At 67.0% G+C, this 19,094-nt stretch carries 16 protein-coding genes, 1 tRNA gene and 3 pseudogenes; 9 read left to right on the top strand and 11 right to left on the bottom strand.

All coding sequences use genetic code 11. The annotated features are described in order from the left end of the window. Positions 1–56: 56 nt before the first annotated feature. The 3 genes from BM140_RS12185 to BM140_RS12175 form a co-directional block, all read right to left on the bottom strand. The gene (locus tag BM140_RS12185) at positions 57–1,175 is read right to left on the bottom strand and encodes a PAS domain-containing sensor histidine kinase (RefSeq protein WP_091946194.1); all 1,119 of its coding nucleotides are present in this window, start codon (positions 1,173–1,175) and stop codon (positions 57–59) included. 286 nt (positions 1,176–1,461) lie between these two features. Then, positions 1,462–3,093, bottom strand: a complete 1,632-nt coding sequence (locus BM140_RS12180; protein ID WP_091946192.1) for an ABC1 kinase family protein — start codon at positions 3,091–3,093, stop codon at positions 1,462–1,464. A gap of 124 nt (positions 3,094–3,217) precedes the next feature. After that, on the bottom strand, positions 3,218–4,531 hold the full coding sequence (locus BM140_RS12175; RefSeq protein ID WP_091946189.1) for a replication-associated recombination protein A: 1,314 nt from the start codon (positions 4,529–4,531) through the stop codon (positions 3,218–3,220). Between the two features lie 143 nt (positions 4,532–4,674). Here BM140_RS12175 and BM140_RS12170 point away from each other — a divergent pair. From BM140_RS12170 to BM140_RS26270, 3 genes and pseudogenes are all read left to right on the top strand, one after another. Further along, positions 4,675–4,764, top strand: a tRNA-Ser gene (locus BM140_RS12170). Positions 4,765–4,795: 31 nt separating this feature from the next. Next, the gene (locus tag BM140_RS12165) at positions 4,796–6,409 is read left to right on the top strand and encodes a site-specific integrase (RefSeq protein ID WP_244535405.1); all 1,614 of its coding nucleotides are present in this window, start codon (positions 4,796–4,798) and stop codon (positions 6,407–6,409) included. 561 nt (positions 6,410–6,970) lie between these two features. Beyond that, positions 6,971–7,105, top strand: a pseudogene (locus tag BM140_RS26270) (IS3 family transposase); the annotation flags it as partial. A 997-nt stretch (positions 7,106–8,102) separates the two neighbouring features. Here the strand turns inward: BM140_RS26270 and BM140_RS26580 are convergent. Further along, a complete protein-coding gene (locus tag BM140_RS26580; protein WP_280142588.1) occupies positions 8,103–8,231 on the bottom strand; it encodes a hypothetical protein in 129 nt (42 codons plus the stop codon). Between the two features lie 47 nt (positions 8,232–8,278). Further along, a complete protein-coding gene (locus BM140_RS12160) occupies positions 8,279–8,527 on the bottom strand; it encodes a hypothetical protein (RefSeq protein WP_091946186.1) in 249 nt (82 codons plus the stop codon). 266 nt (positions 8,528–8,793) lie between these two features. Between BM140_RS12160 and BM140_RS12155 the strand changes: the two genes are divergently transcribed. The 4 genes from BM140_RS12155 to BM140_RS12140 all read left to right on the top strand — a co-directional run bounded on the left by BM140_RS12155 (position 8,794) and on the right by BM140_RS12140 (position 13,575). Next, complete coding sequence (locus BM140_RS12155) at positions 8,794–10,320, top strand: ATPase domain-containing protein (RefSeq protein ID WP_091946580.1); 1,527 nt, start codon at positions 8,794–8,796, stop codon at positions 10,318–10,320. Then, positions 10,320–12,365, top strand: coding sequence for an ATP-binding protein (locus BM140_RS12150; protein WP_091946576.1), 2,046 nt, complete (start codon positions 10,320–10,322; stop codon positions 12,363–12,365). The genes BM140_RS12155 and BM140_RS12150 overlap by 1 nt, the downstream gene beginning before the upstream one ends. Before the next feature lie 246 nt (positions 12,366–12,611). Further along, complete coding sequence (locus BM140_RS25395) at positions 12,612–12,878, top strand: hypothetical protein (RefSeq protein WP_131803809.1); 267 nt, start codon at positions 12,612–12,614, stop codon at positions 12,876–12,878. A 196-nt stretch (positions 12,879–13,074) separates the two neighbouring features. Further along, the gene (locus BM140_RS12140) at positions 13,075–13,575 is read left to right on the top strand and encodes a hybrid sensor histidine kinase/response regulator (protein WP_244535404.1); all 501 of its coding nucleotides are present in this window, start codon (positions 13,075–13,077) and stop codon (positions 13,573–13,575) included. 320 nt (positions 13,576–13,895) lie between these two features. Here the strand turns inward: BM140_RS12140 and rsgA are convergent, their stop codons facing one another. The 5 genes and pseudogenes from rsgA to BM140_RS26265 all read right to left on the bottom strand — a co-directional run. Continuing rightward, entirely contained in the window at positions 13,896–14,918 is a 1,023-nt protein-coding gene (rsgA, locus tag BM140_RS12130) for a ribosome small subunit-dependent GTPase A (RefSeq protein WP_091946182.1), read from the bottom strand. A gap of 129 nt (positions 14,919–15,047) precedes the next feature. Beyond that, a complete protein-coding gene (locus BM140_RS12125; protein WP_244535403.1) occupies positions 15,048–16,103 on the bottom strand; it encodes a fatty acid desaturase in 1,056 nt (351 codons plus the stop codon). A gap of 131 nt (positions 16,104–16,234) precedes the next feature. After that, complete coding sequence (locus tag BM140_RS12120) at positions 16,235–16,567, bottom strand: hypothetical protein (RefSeq protein ID WP_091946174.1); 333 nt, start codon at positions 16,565–16,567, stop codon at positions 16,235–16,237. 98 nt (positions 16,568–16,665) lie between these two features. Next, the gene (locus BM140_RS25860; protein ID WP_165616447.1) at positions 16,666–16,809 is read right to left on the bottom strand and encodes a hypothetical protein; all 144 of its coding nucleotides are present in this window, start codon (positions 16,807–16,809) and stop codon (positions 16,666–16,668) included. 145 nt (positions 16,810–16,954) lie between these two features. Continuing rightward, positions 16,955–17,089, bottom strand: a pseudogene (locus BM140_RS26265) (cold-shock protein); the annotation flags it as partial. Between the two features lie 109 nt (positions 17,090–17,198). Here BM140_RS26265 and istA point away from each other — a divergent pair. Continuing rightward, positions 17,199–18,698 (top strand): IS21 family transposase, encoded by a 1,500-nt coding sequence (gene istA / locus BM140_RS12110; protein WP_091946171.1) that lies wholly within the window; start codon positions 17,199–17,201, stop codon positions 18,696–18,698. Beyond that, a pseudogene (locus BM140_RS12105) lies at positions 18,698–18,790 on the top strand (ATPase); the annotation flags it as partial. The gene istA and the pseudogene BM140_RS12105, both read left to right, overlap by 1 nt. Before the next feature lie 5 nt (positions 18,791–18,795). Here BM140_RS12105 and BM140_RS12100 read toward each other — a convergent pair. Next, positions 18,796–19,094 (bottom strand): transposase (locus BM140_RS12100; protein ID WP_165616446.1); only part of this gene is annotated, 299 nt, incomplete at its 5' end.

The following is a 19,094-nucleotide window of genomic DNA, read 5'->3' as shown; positions in this document are numbered from 1 at the left end:
GGCACGCACGACCGACCACACGCACGTCCCGGGGAACGCTTCCCGGGGCGGGAGCCTCAACCCTCGGCGGCGACCGCGGCCAGCGGCGCCACCAGGGCCATGACGACGCCGCCGCGCGGATAGCGCAGGCGGGCGCTGCCGCCGAAACTGTGAACGAGGCTGCGCTCGATCAGGCGGGAGCCGAAGCCGCTGCGGGCCGGCGGCGTCACCGGCGGACCGCCATGCTCGGCCCAGCGGAACCAGAGCCACTCGCCTCCGGCCTCGCCCGCGATCCGCCAGCCGATGCGGACATGCCCGCCCGGATTCGACAGGGCGCCGTACTTCGCGGCGTTGGTGCCGAGTTCGTGCAGCATCAGGGCCAGCGTGAGCGCCGCCCGCGGGCCGACCATGATCTCCGGACCGGTGATCTGGAACCGCTCGGGCGTCTCGTCACCGTGCAGGCGGACCGCGCCGTCGATGAGGCCACGCAGCGAAGCGCTGGCCCAGGCCCCCTGCATCAGCACATCGTGCGCCTGGGCCAGCGCCAGCATCCGCGCGCCGAGCGAATCCGCCGCCGCCGGGAGCGAGGGCGCGTTGCGCAGGGTCTGGGTGGCGATCGCCTGAACGATGGCGAGGGTGTTCTTGAGCCGGTGCTCCATCTCCATCAGCAGCACCGCTTGGCGCGCTTCGCCCTGACGCTGCTCGGAGACGTCGCGGGCGACCGCGAGGAGGCGCGGGCGCGGGCCCGCGACCGGCGTCACCGTCACGTCCCAGGAGAGCGGGCCCGTGGCGGCGCGAAACCGGGCCGGGCTGCCGGTGCGGGCGAGCACGAGCGCGGCCTCCGCCGCGGCGCGGCCCTCCGGCCCGTCCCACCCCTCGGTCCAGGCGCCGCCGCACGGCGCGCCGGCCCGGGGATTGGCGGCGACGACGCGACCGGCGGCATCCAGCAGCGCGACGCCGTCAGGGCTCGCCGCGAAGGGGCGGACGATGTCCGCGTCGGCCGCAAGGACCTGCGGGGGCAGGCGCCCAGCACCGACGACGCAACCGGGCCATTCCGCGCAGCCCCCCTGCGGCTCGGGGATGCCCTGCAAAGCGGCGGATCGCGAATCGGCCTCGCCGATGCGCGGCAACACCACGTCACTGCGGACGCGCTCGATCTCGGCGAGCCCGAAGCCGCCGTCCAGGCCGGTTCGCATCGAAGTCCCCCTGGCGCTCGCTCTCGACCCGGCCTCGGGTCGCGTCGGCGCGTCACGCGAGCCGGAGAGGCTTCGTGGTCTGATGCCGGGGCTTCAACGGGAACTCGGACCCGCAAGGAATCCGCGTCGTGGTCCCGCCGCGCCCCCATGCGGGCCGCGACTCGGTACCGCCTCAAGTTAACAGATTTCGCGAACTCGACAACTGAATTGAAATTTCAGAAAAGATTTCGGGCAAGGCGAAAAACTTGACCGAACCTGAGCCCCAGACGCCGGGTTCTGATCCGGCTCAGCGATCGCGGCTGAGCAGCAGCAGCCAACCGACGCCGAGCATGGCAATCGTCAGGCCGATGATGACGAAGACCGGCGTGCCGAGATCGATCAGGCGCGGCGCGAGCTGGGTCGCGAAGGCCGCCACGACGAGGCCGACGGCGACACGGGCCGCGCCGCGCTCGATGCCGCGCACGAGCTTGTCCATACCTTTAAGCTCGATCTCGACGGTGACGCGGCCCTGCTTGAGCCGCACCAGCATCAGGTGGATCAGCGTCGGCAGCTCGGAGGCCGCGCCGAACAGACCGGTGCCGAGCGACTCGGCCTTGCGCATCAGGCCGCGCAGGTTGAACTGCTGACGCATGGAAGCCCGCACGGTCGGGCCGGCGGCGGAGAATAGGTCGAAATTCGGATCGAGCTGCCGCATCACCCCGTCGGCGGTGACGAGCCCCTTGAACAGGATCGCCAGATCGGTCGGCATCGCGAGGTCGTTCTCGCGGGCCATGGTCATGAAATCGGTGAGCACCAGCCCGAGATTGAGCGGGATCGAGGAATGGGTCTGGACGAAGTTCTGGGCCGATTGCTCGAGCTTGGTCAGGTCCGGGTTCGAGGTGCCGGTCCAGTCGAGGAGCGTGGCCATCAGGCCGTCGACGTCCTGCTTGAGCATGGCGCCGATCAGCACGAGCAGTTGCTGGCGCCGCTTCTGCGACAGGCGCCCGACGATGCCGAAATCGATGAAGCCGATGCGGTCGTTCGGCATCACCAGCAGGTTGCCCGGATGCGGATCGGCGTGGAACACGCCCTCGATCAGGGCCATGCGCAGGAAAGCGTCGCACCCTTTCTGCGCCAGCGCCTTCTTGTCGGCACCGAGCGCCTTGAGGGCCGCCGCGTCGTTGGGCGAGACGCCGTGGATGAACTCCTGCACCAGCACCCGCTCGGAGCACCATTCCCAGTGGATCTTGGGGATGACGATGTCGTCGCGGCCCGCAAAGATTTCGGCGATCATCTCGCAGTTGCGGGCCTCGTTGAGCAGGTCGAGCTCGCCGTTGAGTCCGTTGGCGAGGTGGCGCATCTGCTCCTGGGGCTGGTAGCGGGCCATCTCGGGCCACTCCGCCTCGACGATGCGGGCGCCGTGCGCCATCAGCCGAAGGTCCGCCTCGATCACCTTGCGCAGGCCCGGCCGCAGAACCTTGACCACGACCTCCTCGCCCGAATGCAGGCGGGCCCGATAGACCTGGGCGATGGAGGCCGAGGCGATCGGCTCGATGTCGAACTCGGCGAAGACCTGCTCGGGCGGCGCGCCGAGATCGGCCTCGAGCTGCGGCCCGATCAGCGCCCACGGCACCGGCTTCACCTGGCTGTGCAGCTTCTCCAGCTCGTCGGTCCAGACCGGCGAGAGCAGGTCGGGCCGGCTCGCCAGGATCTGGCCGAACTTGATGAAGGTCGGCCCCAGCGTCTCGATGGCGCGGCGCAGGCGCTCGGGCTGGGACAGGCGGGTGACGTCGACCCGCGGGGTGCGGCGCGGGATCAGCGGGATGTTGTGCAGGCCGAGCCGGTCCACGACCTTGGTCAGGCCGAAGCCGATCAGGACCGAGGCGATCTCGGAGAGGCGCTGGCGATCGCGCGCGGCGACGAAGGCGGTCTTGAGCATTCGATCTCTGGAGCGTGCCGCGCTGGGGGAGGCTCGGCGCCGGGCCGCCGGAGCGGCCCTCGCCGGGGCGCTCGCACAGGCCATGCCCATGGGGCTTTTTTGGGATGCGGCGAGAGCGCGATGCCTATTCCTCGCCGCGCCGCTCCCGGCGCAGCCGCTCCCACCATGCGAGGCGCTCACCGTACCGGGTCTCCATGCCGCGGTCGGTCGGCTCGTAGAAATGCTGCCGCCCGAGGCCTTCGGGCCAGTAATCCTGGCCGGAGAAGGCGTCGGGCTCGTCGTGGTCGTAGCGGTAGCCCTCGCCGTAACCGATCTTGCGCATCAGCCCGGTCGGGGCATTCAGGATGGTGCGCGGCGGCGGCAGCGAGCCGTTGGCCTTGGCGACCCGGGTGGCAGCCTTGTAGGCGTTGTAGACCGCGTTCGATTTGGGCGCGCAGGCGAGGTAGACCGTGACCTGCGCCAGGGCCAGTTCGCCTTCCGGCGAGCCGAGGAAATCGAAGGCGTCTTTTGCCGCATTCGCCACGACCAAAGCCTGCGGGTCGGCGAGGCCGACATCCTCCACCGCCATCCGGACGAGGCGGCGGGCAATGAACAGGCGATCCTCGCCCGCATCCAGCATCCGGCAGAGATAGTACAGCGCCGCGTCGGGGTCGGAGCCGCGCACGGTCTTATGCAGGGCGGAGATGAGGTTGTAATGCCCCTCCTGCGCCTTGTCGTAGATCGGCGCCCGGCGCTGCACCAGCACTTGGAGCGTCTCGGCGTCGAGCGTCTCGCCGGGCCGGGCCGAACGCCAGACCTCTTCGGCGAGCGTCAGGGCGGCGCGTCCGTCGCCGTCGGCCATCCGCACCAGGGCGGCGCGGGCCTCCTCGTCGAGGGGCAGCGGACGGCTCTCCATCTGCTCGGCCCGTGCCAGGAGCCGGGCGAGCGCCGCCGGATCGAGGGCCCGAAATAGGAGCACGCGGGCGCGGGAGAGGAGCGCCGCGTTCAGCTCGAAGGACGGGTTCTCGGTGGTGGCGCCGACGAGCGTGACGGTGCCGTCTTCCATCACGGGCAGGAAGGCGTCGAGCTGCGCCCGGTTGAAGCGGTGGATCTCGTCGACGAAGAGCAGCGTGCCCCGCCCGGTGGACCGGCGACGGCGCGCCGCCTCGAACACCTTTCGCAAGTCCGCGATGCCCGAGAAGATCGCCGAGATCTGCTCGAAGTCGAGATCGGTCTCGTGGGCGAGAAGCCGCGCCACGGTGGTCTTGCCGGTGCCGGGCGGCCCCCAGAACACGAGCGAACCGAGCGACTTCCCCGCCAGCAGCCGGGTCAGCGCCCCGTCGGGGCCGGTCAGGTGCTCCTGGCCCACGACCTCGGCCAGGCGACGCGGGCGCAGCCGGTCGGCGAGCGGACGCGGGGCACCCGCCTCGAGACCGGCGGAGGCGAACAGATCGGACATGCCCCCGCATCAACACCGCCGCCCGGCCCGCGGCAAGGCCCGATGCGACGCCGGGGCAGGATCGCGCCACGACAATTGCGAAGGCGGCTTGTGGAGCGCCACCCCGCATGCTAGGGCGCTTCCCGTCGTCACGACACCTCTGCGGAGAGGTGGCAGAGCGGTTGAATGCACCGCACTCGAAATGCGGCATGCCTGCAAGGGCATCGGGGGTTCGAATCCCCCCCTCTCCGCCAATCTTGCTAAAAGCTCAATCATCACGGTAAGTTGCTGACCCGCAACGTGTTCGTACGGCCCGACTGGTACATTCGGGTGGTACATATGCCCCTGCCGATGGCACGTCCCTGGAAGCATCCCGACAGCGGAATCTATTACGTCCGCAAAGCCGTGCCGGTCCCGCTACGTCCGCTGGTCGGCCGGTCTCTCGAGAAGCTCAGCCTGCGCACGAAGGACCCCGAGGTCGCCCGCGCTCGTTTTATCGATGCCGTTCGCGAAATCGAGGCACGCTGGGCGACTCTCGCGGCTGGCCCTACGGTGCTGAGCGAGCGGGAAGCGCACGAACTGGCCGCGCCGGCTCACGATCGCTGGATCGCCCTACATCGCGACAACCCGAGCCAAAATTTCTGGCGTACCGACCTTTTCGCGCGCCTGTGGCAGCCGCGCCGGGTCGGGCTGTGGGGCCGTCCCGACGTCGTTCACCAGGTTCTGCACGGCGCCTACGCTGATCGGGGTGAGGACGACATGGAGGCGTGGTGTCTTAAACAAGCCGACTCCCTCATCGCGAAGAAGGGCCTACAGCTCGACGCGGACGGGCGTCGCACGCTGGCTCAGGCGGTCTCTGCAGCCATCCAGCGCGCGAGCCTGACCCTCGAACGGCACGCGCTCGGTGACGTGGTGGAGACGCTGCCTGAGCGTGCACCATCCGCAGATCGAACGCCCACGCCGCGCTCGGCGCCGACGGCCAAGGTCTCATTCGACGATCTGGTGAAGGGGTGGGCCGCCGAGCGCAAGCCGGTCGAGAAGACGGTCTACGACTGGACGCGGGTCATGCAGCAGCTCGCGGCATTCCTCGGGGACAACGACGCCACGCGAGTCACAGCTGACAAACTCGTTGCCTGGAAAGATAGCCTCGTGGCATCGGGGCTGTCTGCGAAGACCATCCGTGAGAGCCGCTTGGCGCCGGTACGGGCAGTGCTGCGCTGGGGTGTCGACAACCGACGGCTTCCTGAGAATCCCGCCGAGCGCATCACCATCAGCGTCAAGCAGAAGCCAGGCCAGGGCAAGCGCGGCTTCAAGGACGCCGAGGCGACTCAGATCCTCGCCGCAGCGGCGGGTGAGTGCGACCCGGTCAAGCGGTGGGTGCCGCTGGTGTGCGCGTACTCGGGCGCTCGGCTGTCGGAGGTCTGCCAGTTGCGCGTCGAGGATTTCAGTGAAGTCGATGGCATCGCCGTGATGCGGTTCGACGCCGAAGCCGGCTCGCTGAAGAACGCGGGCTCGGAGCGGACGGTACCCCTCCACTCGGCGCTCCTCGCCGCTGGTTTCCTCGAGTTCGTGCGCAGCCAAAACAGGGGGCCACTGTTCCCCGATCTGCCGCCGGATAAATTCGGCAAGCGCGGCGGCAATGGCACAAAGATCCTAGGTCGCTGGGTTCGCGCCCTTGGGCTGATCGATCCTAGGCTTGCGCCGAATCACTCGTGGCGGCACCGCTTCAAGACGCTCGCGCGTAATTACGGCTTGGCCGGTGATCTGACTGACGCCATCACCGGGCACGCGCACCGAACGGTCGGGGACGGCTACGGGGAGTATGAAATCTCCGCGATGAAGCGAGAATTGGAGAAGATTCCATCGCTTCAAATGGGAGTATCGTCGCACCCGCTATAAGTGCAATGGCTTGATCACTTACCTTGCAATCCGATTTGAGGCAATGGGATCCAGCCCCAGTTGGTGCCCAGGAAAGGATTGCCCACTTTCCAAGTAAACATGAATGAAAACAGATACTTAGACCGCACGGTCCGATCGCCTTTGTACCACCACCTTGTGCCACCGTCGAGGCTCTTTGCATTCTGTCGATACGTTGCCGAAAACCTGCTTCAGCGAGCAGGCGATAAACCGACTTTGAATCCTGTCCTGAACTTCGACGAGAATAGACGAATTTATGAATGGCTAAGGTTCGTCCAGCTTGTTCGGCTATGCGCCACTTCCCGACCTTCGACCGATGCCGCTGGAATGGCCGCTTGGCGCTCGGCAGCGGACCTTTTGAGGTCGGGGAGCGCGTCTCCGATCCCCAAGCCGGTCCGCACTACCCCAGTTTGTCAAAAGAGCCGACAGAATGTGCCCTCTCGGCCGATCCGAGTGTAGCCACGCCCTCTACATTCGCTCGCCCAATTTGGACGAGCGATCAATGCCACGATACTTATTTCATATCGACGAAGGGCGGCACTATACCGCTACGCTTTGTCCCGCGGTGACGATGCAGCCGTGCGGGCAGGCCTGCGCAGCCTGGCCAGCGAGCGCCGCCGGTTCGGCGACCGGCGCCTGCTCATTCTGCTGCGGCGGGAGGGCCTCACCCTGAACCACACCTCAAAGATATTAACACGGAAATCATGGCGCTTCTGATTTATATGATGAATTTGATTCAGGATTGGGAACGGAAAATGTGTCGAAACGTTATATAATATGGGCATCGAAAATCTTTCGATCTTTAATATTCATGACTAACTATCATTGATAATTATTTAAAAGAGGAGCCGCAACAATGTCTACGACGCTGCGTTTCGGACGAAAATGCGTCTTCCTTCAACGGCTGAGATAAAGCACGAACTTACGATGATGGCTGCGGCCGATGCTCTTGCCATTGCCCTGAAAGAAAAAATGCAGTGATAGTGACTTTGTAAGAATAATTGAGGTTCAAATAAGATATCATATCTCAAGAGATCGAGAGGATATCCTCCTTAACCGCTTCAGCCCAAAACAGACAAATTTAATGGAAGCCGCACAAAGTCATAATGTGCGAAAACATCTGTAAAAATTTAGAAATCACGGCCCCATGGATCTTGCCTAGCAGGTTCCAGCCTCAGCAGTGTTCTCCGCGTGCGCGGGCGCTCACCCGAACCGACTGATGGTCGCGAGAACGTTGTCGGAACCAACGGCGAGGCAGATGATACGGTCGGCACCATAGCGCCAGGACGTAGACGTCGTCTCGCCATCGGCCGTCGCCAAGGCAGTAAGGCCATTCGCATGGTCAGGCTGAGTGGAGTTCGGCCATAGCCGTTCGGATCGATGTCGAACGGTCACTGGAGCCAAAGCGCTCAGGCATTCCTTCGCACTTGGCGCCGCGTATCGAGCCAGAAGGACTAAGAGTGGGGTCGAGGTTGTGAGCGATGCCGCAGCCTACCCGTGATATGTCTTCAAAATGGCGGTGCGGCTGCTCGACCCGGATGAGGCGGATGGTCGTCCCCTCCGCCCTCGGCGACGACGACAGTGCCGATCGCCGGGGTATAGCATCGAGCAGCCTAGCCACATGCTTCGGCCGTTAAAATCGGCCGCGCCGCATGCGGATTCGGACGACGGCAGATTAACGGTTGGCCGACCGGATCGCCGCCGAGACCGCATCCTTGGTGGAGGGTGCGGCGGCGATGACCTTCGGGGTCGCCTTCTTCGGCTTCTTCGTCTCGCGATTTCCGCGCTTCTTTTCGTTGGCCATGTCGTGGCTCCTCGTTCAAAAATGTCGGGACGGAACGTGACGCGCGTTCATTGACGCGCCTCGATCGAGACCGCCATCGGAAGGTTGCCGGGCCAGTAGCGGGCGATGAAGCGCGTCCGGTCCCAGAGTTCGATCGGATGATCGCCCAGCAGCATGAGGGCGAGCGCCTTCGCCTCGGTGTCGCTCCGGGCGCGCAGCGTGCGCCCGGCCCCCTCACGGCCGGTGCACCCGACATCGTAGAGCCGGTAGGCAGCCGTGCCGCCGTCATAGTCTCTGAGTTGGACGATATTGGTCATGACATCCGCCTGTTCGATCCAGGCGGGGACATCATGCGCCCTCAGCCATCGGAGCCTGACGATCGCTCTTCCGACGGTGACGAGACCTTGCGCCTTTCTTTCAGGGAAAGATAGCCCGTTCGGCGGGCTGAACCTCCTGCCGGCTCGGCGGTTCACTGCAGGGTGTTGAGAAGCCGCGCGTAGGGGCCGTCGGCGCCGATCCTCGCGGCTCTCGGCTTCGAAACCATCCACGACATTAGAACGAAATGGGAGCGACGACGCAGCCGATGAACCAACCTGCCGGCACCCCAGGCGCCCGACCCGGTCCCGGAGCCCGCATCTCGACCGGTCTTCCCGGATTGGACGAGGTTCTGTGCGGCGGCCTGACCCCGGACCGCCTCTATCTCGTGGAGGGGACGCCCGGCACGGGCAAGACTACGCTCGCCCTGCAGTTTCTGCTCGGCGGTGCAGCCAAGGGCGAGCCGAGCCTCTACGTGACCCTCTCGGAGACCGCCGACGAATTGCGGGCGGCGGCTGCGACCCACGGCTGGTCGCTCGGCGGCGTCGACGTCTACGAACTCGTCAGCGAGTTCGGGCTCGATCCCGACAGCGAGCAGTCAATCCTCCACCCCTCGGAGGTGGAACTCGGCGAGACCGTCCGCGAGGTCATCGCCCGCGTCGAGGCGATCAATCCCGTGCGCGTCGTGTTCGACAGCCTGTCGGAGCTGCGCCTTCTCGCCCAGAATCCGCTGCGCTACCGCCGCCAGATCCTCGCCCTCAAGCATTTCTTCGCCAAGCGCGCCTGCACCGTCTTGATGCTCGACGACCGCACCTCGGAGGCAGGCGACGTGCAACTCCATAGCATTGCGCACGGTGTCATCTCCCTCGGTCAGGCGACGCGGGAATTCGGCTCCGAGCGGCGGCGCCTGCGCATCGTCAAGATGCGCGGCATCAAGTTCCGCGGCGGCTATCACGACTTCACGCTGGAGACCGGCGGGATCCGGGTGTTTCCGCGCCTGATCGCGGCCGAGCATCACGGCCGCTTCGAGCCGACAGCCCGCTCGACCGGCTCGGCCGAACTCGACCTCCTGCTGGGCGGCGGATTGTCGCCCGGCACCAACACGCTCCTGCTTGGTCCCTCCGGCGTCGGCAAGACGACGACCGGGATCCGCTGCATGCTCGCGGCGCTGGAGCGGGGCGAGAGCGCGACCTACTACTTGTTCGACGAGGGCCTCGCGACCCTGCTCGCCCGTTCCAAGCTGCTCGGCATGGACCTGCGGCCGCATCTCGAATCCGGGCGGCTCACCATCACGCAGATCGACGCCGCCGAACTCTCGCCGGGCGAGTTCGCCATGATGGTGCGCGAGGCCGTGGAGGAGCGTGGCTCGACTTTCGTGGCCATCGACAGCTTGAACGCCTACCTGCACGCGATGCCGGGTGAGCAATTCCTCCTGCTGCAGATGCACGAGCTGGTGAGCTACCTGAATCAGCAGGGCGTCATCACGCTTCTCGTGCTCGGCCAGCACGGCATTGTCGGCGAGGTCCGCACCGACACCGATCTGAGCTACCTGAGCGATTGCATCCTGCTGTTCCGCTTCTTCGAGGCGCGGGCCGAGATCCGCACGGCCCTCTCCGTGGTGAAGAGCCGCGTCAACGCCCACGAGCGCTCGATCCGGGAGTTGCGGCTCTCGACCGACGGCCTGCAGGTTGGGGCGATTCTGACCGATTTCGAGGGCGTGCTCACCGGCCTGCCCAGCTATCGCGGACGCGTGGCGATGCTATCGGAGCCGGACGCCCCGGGCACCGACGCGTGATCGCCATGCTCGAGGAACGCGTCCTCATCCTGGCCCCCCACGGGCGCGACGCGCCGGTGATCGGGCAGGTACTGGGCCGCGCCGGGCTCACCGGGCAGGTCTGCGCCGATGCGGCCGCGTGGGCGGGCGGGCTGCGGTCCGGCGCGGGCACGGCCCTGGCGACGGAGGAGGCGCTCGCCGAGGGCGACGCGGCGGACCTGTTCGCTTGGCTCGACGCGCAGGAACCGTGGTCGGACTTCCCCTTCATCGTGCTGGCCACCCGCCAAGCCGGGCGCCGCACGGGGCGGGCCGCGGAGCTCTTGCAGCGTCTCGGCAACGTCGTCCTACTGGAGCGCCCGATCAACGCCGAGACGCTGACCAGCGCCGTCCTCTCGGCGCTGAGGGCGCGGCGTCGGCAATATCAGGCGCAGGCCTATCTTCACGAGCGGGAGCGGGCACAGGCGCAGTTGCGACGTGCGAACGAGGAGTTGGAGCGGCGCGTCGCCGAACGGACGCGGGAGGTCGAGGCCGCGCACGGGGCCCTCGCCTTCGCCCTCGACGCCGCCGGCATGAATTCGTGGGAGATCGACAGCACCACCGGCCTTGCTCGCTGCTCGCCCCGGTTCGATGCTGTGTTCGGCTATGAAGGCGCGGGGCGGTCTTGGGACCGGCAGAGCTTCCTCGCCCACGTCCTCGAGGAGGACCGCGTCGGCGTCGAGGCGGCCTTCGCCGCGGTCGCCGAGACCGGCCGGCTCGACCTCAAATGCCGCATCCGCCGCATCGACGGGACGGTGCGCTGGATCGCTCTGCGCGGCCAGGTGAAGCACGACGAAGCCGCAGGGACCCAGCGCCTCGCCGGCATCCTGATGGACCGCACCGACCAGCACGTCACCGAGGAGGCCCTGCGCCAGGCCCAGAAGATGGAGTCGATCGGCCAGCTCACCGGCGGCGTGGCGCACGACTTCAACAACCTGCTCACCGTCATCGTCGGCGGCCTCGACATGATGCTGCGCGCGCCTGAGAAGGTCGAACGGGTGAAGCGGCTGGCGGAGGCCGCGATGGGGGCGGCGCGCCGCGGCGAGCAGCTCACCCAGCAACTCCTGGCCTTCTCCCGCCGCCAGATGCTGCGACCGCAGACCCTCAACCCGAACCGGCTGCTGATCGACTTCAAGCCTCTCGCCGAGCGCGCCGCGACTGGTGCGGTGGAACTCGCCTTCGACCTCGATCCGGCGCTCGACCCGATCCGGATCGACCCGGCGCAGTTCGAGTCGGCGGTGCTCAACCTCATCGTCAACGCCCGCGACGCCATGGAGGGCCGCGAGGGTCGGGCGCGCATCTGCGTGCTGAGCCGCAACATCCGCCTCGGCACGGCAGCCGTTGCCGACAAGGGCGTGCCGCCCGGCCCCTACGTCGTGATCTCCGTCACCGATACCGGCAGCGGCATCCCGCCCGAGAGAATCCAGCGAGTGTTCGAGCCGTTCTTCACCACCAAGGAGGTTGGCAAGGGCACAGGGCTCGGCCTCAGCCAAGTCTACGGTTTCACCCGCAGCGCCAAGGGTTTTGCCCAGATCGAGTCCGAGGTCGGCCAGGGCACGAGCGTGAGCCTCTACTTCCCGCGCTCGACCGACCCGGCGGGCGAGGAGATCGGGACCGGCCCTGTCGGCACGCTGCCGCTGCGCCGGGCCGGCGAGGGCGAGACCGTCCTGCTGGTCGAGGACGACGAACCCGTACTCGGCATGGCAGTCGAGAGCCTGGAGGAGCTGCGCTACCGGGTGATCGTCGCCCGCAACGCCGCCGAGGCGCTGGAGCACCTACGCGGCGTCGAGCGCATCGACATCCTGTTCTCCGACGTGGTGATGCCCGGTGGAATGAACGGCTCGCAACTGGCCGCGGAGGCCGAGCGGGTGCGTCCCGGCATCAAGATCCTGCTGACCTCGGGCTACGTGGCCAATCTCGACGAGGGCCAAGTCATCGGCCGTGGCGAATTGCCGGTCCTCAACAAGCCCTACCGGCGAGAAGAACTCGCCCGCTCCCTGCGCCTCGTCCTCGGTGGGGGGAAGGCCTGACATGTTTCGCGGGTGTGTCAACACCTTGCAGACGGAACCGCTGCCCGCGGATGTCGAGCGTGTCGCCGTCGATGTCTGTTTCGCGGCCGGTGATGGGCTCGGCAAGGACTGGTGTTCGGCGATGAACAGGGCTGTAGTCACTGACGACTGAGGCTTTCGCCGAGGACTTCATTCACCATGGCGACGCCGTATTGAAACCAAGCGCTGCGCTGCCCGGTAGCCCGTACAGTGAACGGGAAGGACCGGATGACGAACCGTCAGGCTCTACCCTCGGCGGAAGCCTTGGACCAGATGTCAATGGTGGATTTCATGTCGGCTTGGCGCAGCCTTGTGGGCGAACCTCCCGCCGTCATGCTGGAAAGTCGCGCTGAGATGATATGCATTCTCACTGAGGCAATTCGCGCCTTGCCCGTTTGTGCTGACGAGGAGGCCGAGGCATTTCCGCAAAACAAAATTAACAAAAGCTGCACGGCGAAGGGCAATGGAACGCTGCACAATGGCTGTAATTTATGACGCGCTCAATTTAAAGGCACGATCGACTCCGCTCAGGCCCTTCCAGCAGGCGGTTAGTTTGCACGTAAATTAGGCTCTCGACCAAATTTCAGGTACAGAACGCTGGCTCCCCTATCCATGGAGCGGCGACATCGCCAAGCCGGAGTGCTCCTCAGCCCCTGGTCTGACGACCAGAGATTGAGTTGGGAGAGTGCCGGTGATCACGGGCCGTAGACCGCGTGCCATCCTCATCGCTGAGCACGATGAGCTTATCCGGATGGTGACAGCTGACATGCTGACAGATGCAGGCTTCGAAACCATCGAAGTCAGGAACACCAATGAGGCCCTCGCTGTGCTTGAGCAGCGAGGGCCTGTGCATGTGCTGATCACCGGACGGCATATCCCCGGCAACGGCGTCGTGCTCGCCCATATCGTTCATGAGCGCTGGCCATCCGTCAGCATCTTTGTCACGACTGGAGCCGGAGCAGATCTTGAACGGGAGTTGCCGCCGCGCGCGCACCTGCTGCGCAAGCCCTACGACTTCGCGGATGTCATCCGGGCGGTGGAGGCCAGCCTGGAGTGGCTGCCGGAGGAGCCTGACAATAGTCTGGTGACTGGGCCGCTGTTGCCGGGCGGCGTGCCGGTTCATACCGGAGCCGATGTGAGTTCCGGGATCGGCGCCGCTGCGGCGCCAGTCCCTGAGCCCGACAAGACGTGATCCTGAGGAGCATGGTCGACAACCACATCGGAGAAAAGGCGTTCCGGGTCTCTCAGCCGACGCTCGCGGTCTGGGGCACGCGGGACGGCATCGTGCCCTTTGCGTTAGTGACGAGCCTCGCTGCCTCTCTGCCTCGGGGGCGGCTTACCGCCATCCCCGGCGCGGCCCACGGGATCAATTACTCGCACCCGGAGGCATTTACGGCTGCCTTGCTGCTATTCCTCCTTGCACCGCAAGAGGGGCCTCCGGCTGAAGGCTTATGCTTCGAATCCGGCGTAGATTGAGGGACTTCAGCCGAGCTCGACAGACTCTCAAGATGTCTACCCGCCGGCACTCCGTCGGCCGCGCGGCCCGGTGGGTGCGGGCGTGTCGTCACGGTTCTCGTCGACGAGCTTGCGCCAGCGGATGAGGCGCTCTGGGTCGAGCCTGCCGTCGGCGACGGCGGCTTGCACGGCGCAGCCGGGTTCGTGCGCGTGCGTACAGTCGCGAAACCGGCACGAGGGCGCGAGTTCGGTGATCTCGGCAAACAGCGTTGCGATCCCTTCCCCCGCGTCGCTGACGTGCAGCGTCCGCATCCCCGGCGTGTCGATCACCCAGCCGCCCCCTGCAATGGCGTGCAGGGAACGCGACGTCGTGGTGTGGCGTCCCTTGGCGTCGTGCTCGCGAATGCCTCCGGTTTCCTGGGGAAGCGCCTGCCCGGGACCGGCGAGCGTGTTCACCAGTGTCGATTTGCCGACACCGGACGAGCCGACCAGCGCCACGGTCTGCCCCACCCCGCACCACGGGGCCAAGGTCCCTGCCGCCACTGGCAGCCGGGGATTGACGGTCACGACATCGAGCCCGCGCTGCAAGGCAGCAGCCTGACGGCGATAAACATCGACGTCGGCCGCCATGTCGGCTTTGGTGAGCAGGATCACCGGGTCGGCACCGCCCTGGTTGGCCAGAGCCAGATAGCGCTCCAGTCGCGCCTGATTGAAGTCGGCGTTGCAGGAGGTGACGATGAACAGCGTATCGACGTTGGCGGCGACGGGCTGCAGGGTCCGGCTGCCCTCGACGCGTCGCTCCAGGACCGTCTTCCGGTTGAGACGGCGGTGAAGCATCCGGGTCTGGGGGTGAGCCAGAACCCAATCGCCGACGGCGAAATCGGCGGTGTTGGTATGAACGGCAAGCGTCAGCTCGGTCGATCCCGTCTCCGACAGCCCGGTCAGGCGCGAGCGGTGAACCGTGGCGATCCGCACGGGCACGAGACCCGTCTCATCCGGTTCGCGCTGCTCCTCGAAGAAGTCGAGCCAACCGAGGCTTGTCAGCGATGCGGGCGGAAGGACGTCGGGATGATCGGTCACCGGCCTGCATCTGACATGGCACTGGTCGCATGACCAGCGGCGTGTAGGGGAGTGCGTCGAGACGCGTTGGGCAGTCTCCCCCTCAGGCTTTCGCCCCGCCAAGGCTACGGGACTGCTTCGAGCCGAACTTCAACCGACCCGCAGCCTTCGTACGCGTGCAAATCCGACCAGCTTCCGCGCCTCTTCATCCCAGAGTGCGAGGTTCAGGCAGCCGAGGCTGTCGCGCAGCGTCAGACGGCCGACGCGGCCGAGGATCTCGTGGCCGTCCAGGCATTCCTGCAGGCGGTAGTTCGGGATGCGGCTGTTCAGATGGTGGACATGGTGCAGGCCGACGTTGCCGGTGAACCACTGCAGGACGCGCGGCAGAACGTAGTACGAACTGCCGCCAAGGGCGGCGCGGTGGAAATCCCAGGCGTCGGCCTCTTCCCAGACGGTCTCCTCGTACTGGTGCTGGACGTAGAACAGCCAGCCCCCGATCCAGGCGGCGACGCTGATCACCGGCAGAAACACCCAGAGCACCGGCCCGACGCCGCCGACGGCGAGCGTGAGGAGCGCGAGGCCGGCAAGCAGCATCGCATCGAGCGTCAGCACATCGCGCCACGCCGTCCGCCACGGGAGCCCGACGCCGGAGGGCAGCCGTTGCAGCAGGAGGAAGTTGAGCGGTGAACCGAGCCCGATCAGGACGAACGGGTTGCGGTAGAGGCGATAGCGGAGCCGGCTCCGACGCGGCAGGGCGAGGTACTCGCGCACGGTCAGCGTATGGATATCCCCGGTGCCGCGGCGGCTGAGATCGCCGGTGGAGGCATGGTGCAGGGCGTGGGCCCGCTTCCAGCTGTCGTAGGGCGTCACTGTCAGAAGGCTCAAGGCGCGGCCGAGCCCGTCATTGCCGCGGCGTGAGGGCAGGAACGAGCCGTGCCCGCAATCGTGCTGGATGATGAAGAGCCGGACCAACAGCCCGCCCGCCGGCACGGCGAACGGCAGGGTCAGCAACGCGTAGCCGTTCGCCGCCATGCCGAGCATCAGCGTGCAGAGGATCAGGTACGGCAGCAGGGTGTCGGCGACCTGACGCAGAGCCAGCCTGCGTATCGGCTCGCGGAACGCGGCGCAGTGCCGAGCCACGTCCCGCGCGAGTTGCGCCTCGTCGGGTCGCGATGCCGCGTTGGCGAGCCTGGACGTTGCGGGCACGTTCGGGGTCGCTCCGGTCACGATGGTCGATGATCCTGTCTGTTGAGCATGGTCGGGGGCGAGACCGACGGGTGGGTGGGACGGCTTTCGAACGCGACCGCCGGGCCCAGAAGCGACGTGTCGGCGACTGATCATGACTGGGCGTCGATCAGGCCCGTCCACGCCTCGGCCAGGATACGCCCCCGGCGGTCGGCGCGGTCCGGGGCGGCGTCGCACACCCGACGCAACACTGCCTCCAGCACCTCGCTCCCGCCCGCCGCGACAGCTTCCTCGCCTTTTCGAAGGATCGCCGCCCGGTAGGCCTTGGTGGCTGGCCCAGCGGGCTGCGTCTCGACGGCCGCGACGAGCGACAGAAGTGCCATCACGGCGGCCTCGACCGCTGCGCTCTGCTCAGGCTCGGCAGCCGGGGCTGCACGCGGGGGCTGCGGTTCGGCCAGATGGCCGGTGGTACGGGGACGCTTCATCGCGGGGTCTCCGGCCAATGTCACGAGGTCTCAGCCGAAACCCTGCATCTCGACGAAGGCCGAGGTCGCGGTTGCCCGAGGCTCTGCTCGCGGCCGGCCTACTCGTTCCCGGCCTCGCCCTCAGGCTTGGCTGCGACCGGCGGCTTGTTCGGTCGCGGCGCGTTGCGGCGCTTCTCCGGCGGCTTTTCGATCGTCGGCGTCTTGGCCACGGCACGCTTTGCACGCTCGTTGAAGTCGGCCATCGTCAGGGTCGCCGAGCGACCGGTCGAATTGGATCCAGCCATGTTGGGCCTCTGCTGCGCTGCCCAAGGCACAGGATGATGCAGTGGGATCGTTCGTCGTGCGCGCGTGCCGGCCGCGACCTCGGCTGCCGGCACGAACGATCGTCTAGTCGACCTTGAGGTTCTCGGCCGAGGCTTTGCCGCGGCGTTGGTCGACCACCACCTCATACGAGATCTTCTGGCCGTCGGCGAGGTCGCGCAGGCCGGCCTTCTCGACCGCTGAGATGTGCACGAATGTGTTTCGGCGTGCAACTTTGACCCCCTGATGCGGGGGATCGGCGTCCAATTCTGACCCCCTGAAGCTTGCTCTCGCAGACTGCCCTCCGGGACGACCGGACGGGTGGTGGGGGATGAAGGGCGTGGACACGATTGCGCGCATCCGGCGCGAGTTCTTCATCCGCGGCCGGTCGATCAAGGACATCGTCCGCGACCTGCACGTCTCCCGCAACACCGTGCGCAAGGTCATCCGCTCGGGAGCCACCAGTTTCGCCTACGAGCGCGAGGTGCAGCCGCTGCCCAAGCTGGGACCATGGCGGGACGACCTCGACCGGTTGCTGGCCACGAACGCCAGCCGGCAGCCGCGCGAACGGCTGACCCTGATCCGGGTGTTCGAGGTGCTGCGCGGGCTCGGCTACGAGGGCGGCTACGACGCGGTGCGCCGCTACGCCAAGGGCTGGAAGCGGGAGCGCACGGCCATCACGGCGCCCGCCTTCGTGCCGCTCTCCTTCGCCCCGGGCGAGGCCTACCAGTTCGACTGGAGCCACGAGATCGCACTGATCGGCGGCGTGACCACGACGGTCAAGGTCGCCCACATCAGGCTCTGCCACTCGCGCATGCTGTTCGTGCGCGCCTACCCGCGTGAGAGCCAGGAGATGGTCTTCGACGCCCATGACCGGGCGTTCGCCTTCTTCCGCGGCGCCTGCCAGCGCGGGATCTACGACAACATGAAGACCGCGGTGGAGACGATCTTCGTCGGGCGCGAGCGCGCCTACAATCGCCGCTTCCTGCAGATGTGCTCGCACTACCTCGTCGAGCCGGTGGCCTGCACGCCGGCCTCGGGCTGGGAGAAGGGTCAGGTCGAGAACCAGGTCGGGCTGGTGCGCGAGCGCCTGTTCACCCCGCGCATCCGGGTGAAGAGCTACGACGAACTGAACGCCCTGCTGCTCCACGGGGTGATCGCCTACGCCAAGGCCCATCCTCATCCCGAGGAGCGTGAGCGCAGCGTCTGGGAGCGGTTCGAGGCCGAGCGGGCGGCGCTGGTGCCCTATGCCGGCCGCTTCGACGGCTTCCACGCCGTGCCGGCCGCCGTCTCCTCGACCTGCCTCGTGCGCTTCGACAACAACAAGTACTCGGTCGCCGCCTCGGCCATCGGTCGCCCGGTCGAGGTGCGCGCCTACGCCGAGCGTGTCGAGATCCGCCAGGACGGCCGCATCGTTGCCGAGCATGCCCGCGTCTTCGGCCGCGGCCAGACGGTGTTCGATCCCTGGCACTACGTTCCCGTGCTCGCCCGCAAGCCCGGCGCGTTGCGCAACGGGGCGCCGTTCAAGGACTGGGTGCTGCCCGCCGCTCTCGACCGAGTCCGGCGCAAGCTCGCCGGCAGCGCCGACGGCGACCGGCAGATGGTCGAGATCCTGACCGCCGTGCTCGGCGATGGCCTGCCCGCGGTCGAGGCTGCCTGTGCCGAGGCGCTGCGCGAGGGCGTCCACTCGGCCGACGTCGTCCTCAACATCCTGGCTCGCCAGCGCGAGCCCGCCGCGGCCGTGACCCTACCGACGCCCGAGGGTCTGCGGCTACGCCACGAACCCGTTGCCGACTGCGCCCGCTACGACAGCCTGAGGAGAGCCCGATGATGGAACGCCAGCAGATCCTCGCCACGATGGGCGAGCTGAAGTTGTTCGGGATGAAGGCGGCCTATGACGAGATCATTAAGGTCGCGGTTAAGAGCGCCTAACAGAACCGTCTGATCTGGTTGAGGGTGATGAGGCTGGCTGCGAGGGTGGTGAAGGCGTCGTAGATGTCGGCGCGGCGCTCGTAGCGGACGGGCAGGCGGCGGAAGCGGTTGAACCAAGCGTGAGTGCGCTCCACGACCCAGCGGTGGCGGCCGAGCTTTTGGCTGCTCTCGATGCCTTTGCGGGCGATGCGTGGGACGATCCCACGCGCCCGACACTCCTGGCGGCGCGCCTTGGCCTCGTAGGCCTTGTCGGCGTGCAGCTTGTCGGGGCGTCGGCGCGGTCGACCGCGCCGGC

Source organism: Methylorubrum salsuginis, from assembly GCF_900114375.1.
Classification (GTDB): domain Bacteria; phylum Pseudomonadota; class Alphaproteobacteria; order Rhizobiales; family Beijerinckiaceae; genus Methylobacterium; species Methylobacterium salsuginis.
The sequence above is the reverse complement of the archived record's forward strand: the minus strand, read 5'-3'. Positions and strand labels throughout refer to the sequence as shown.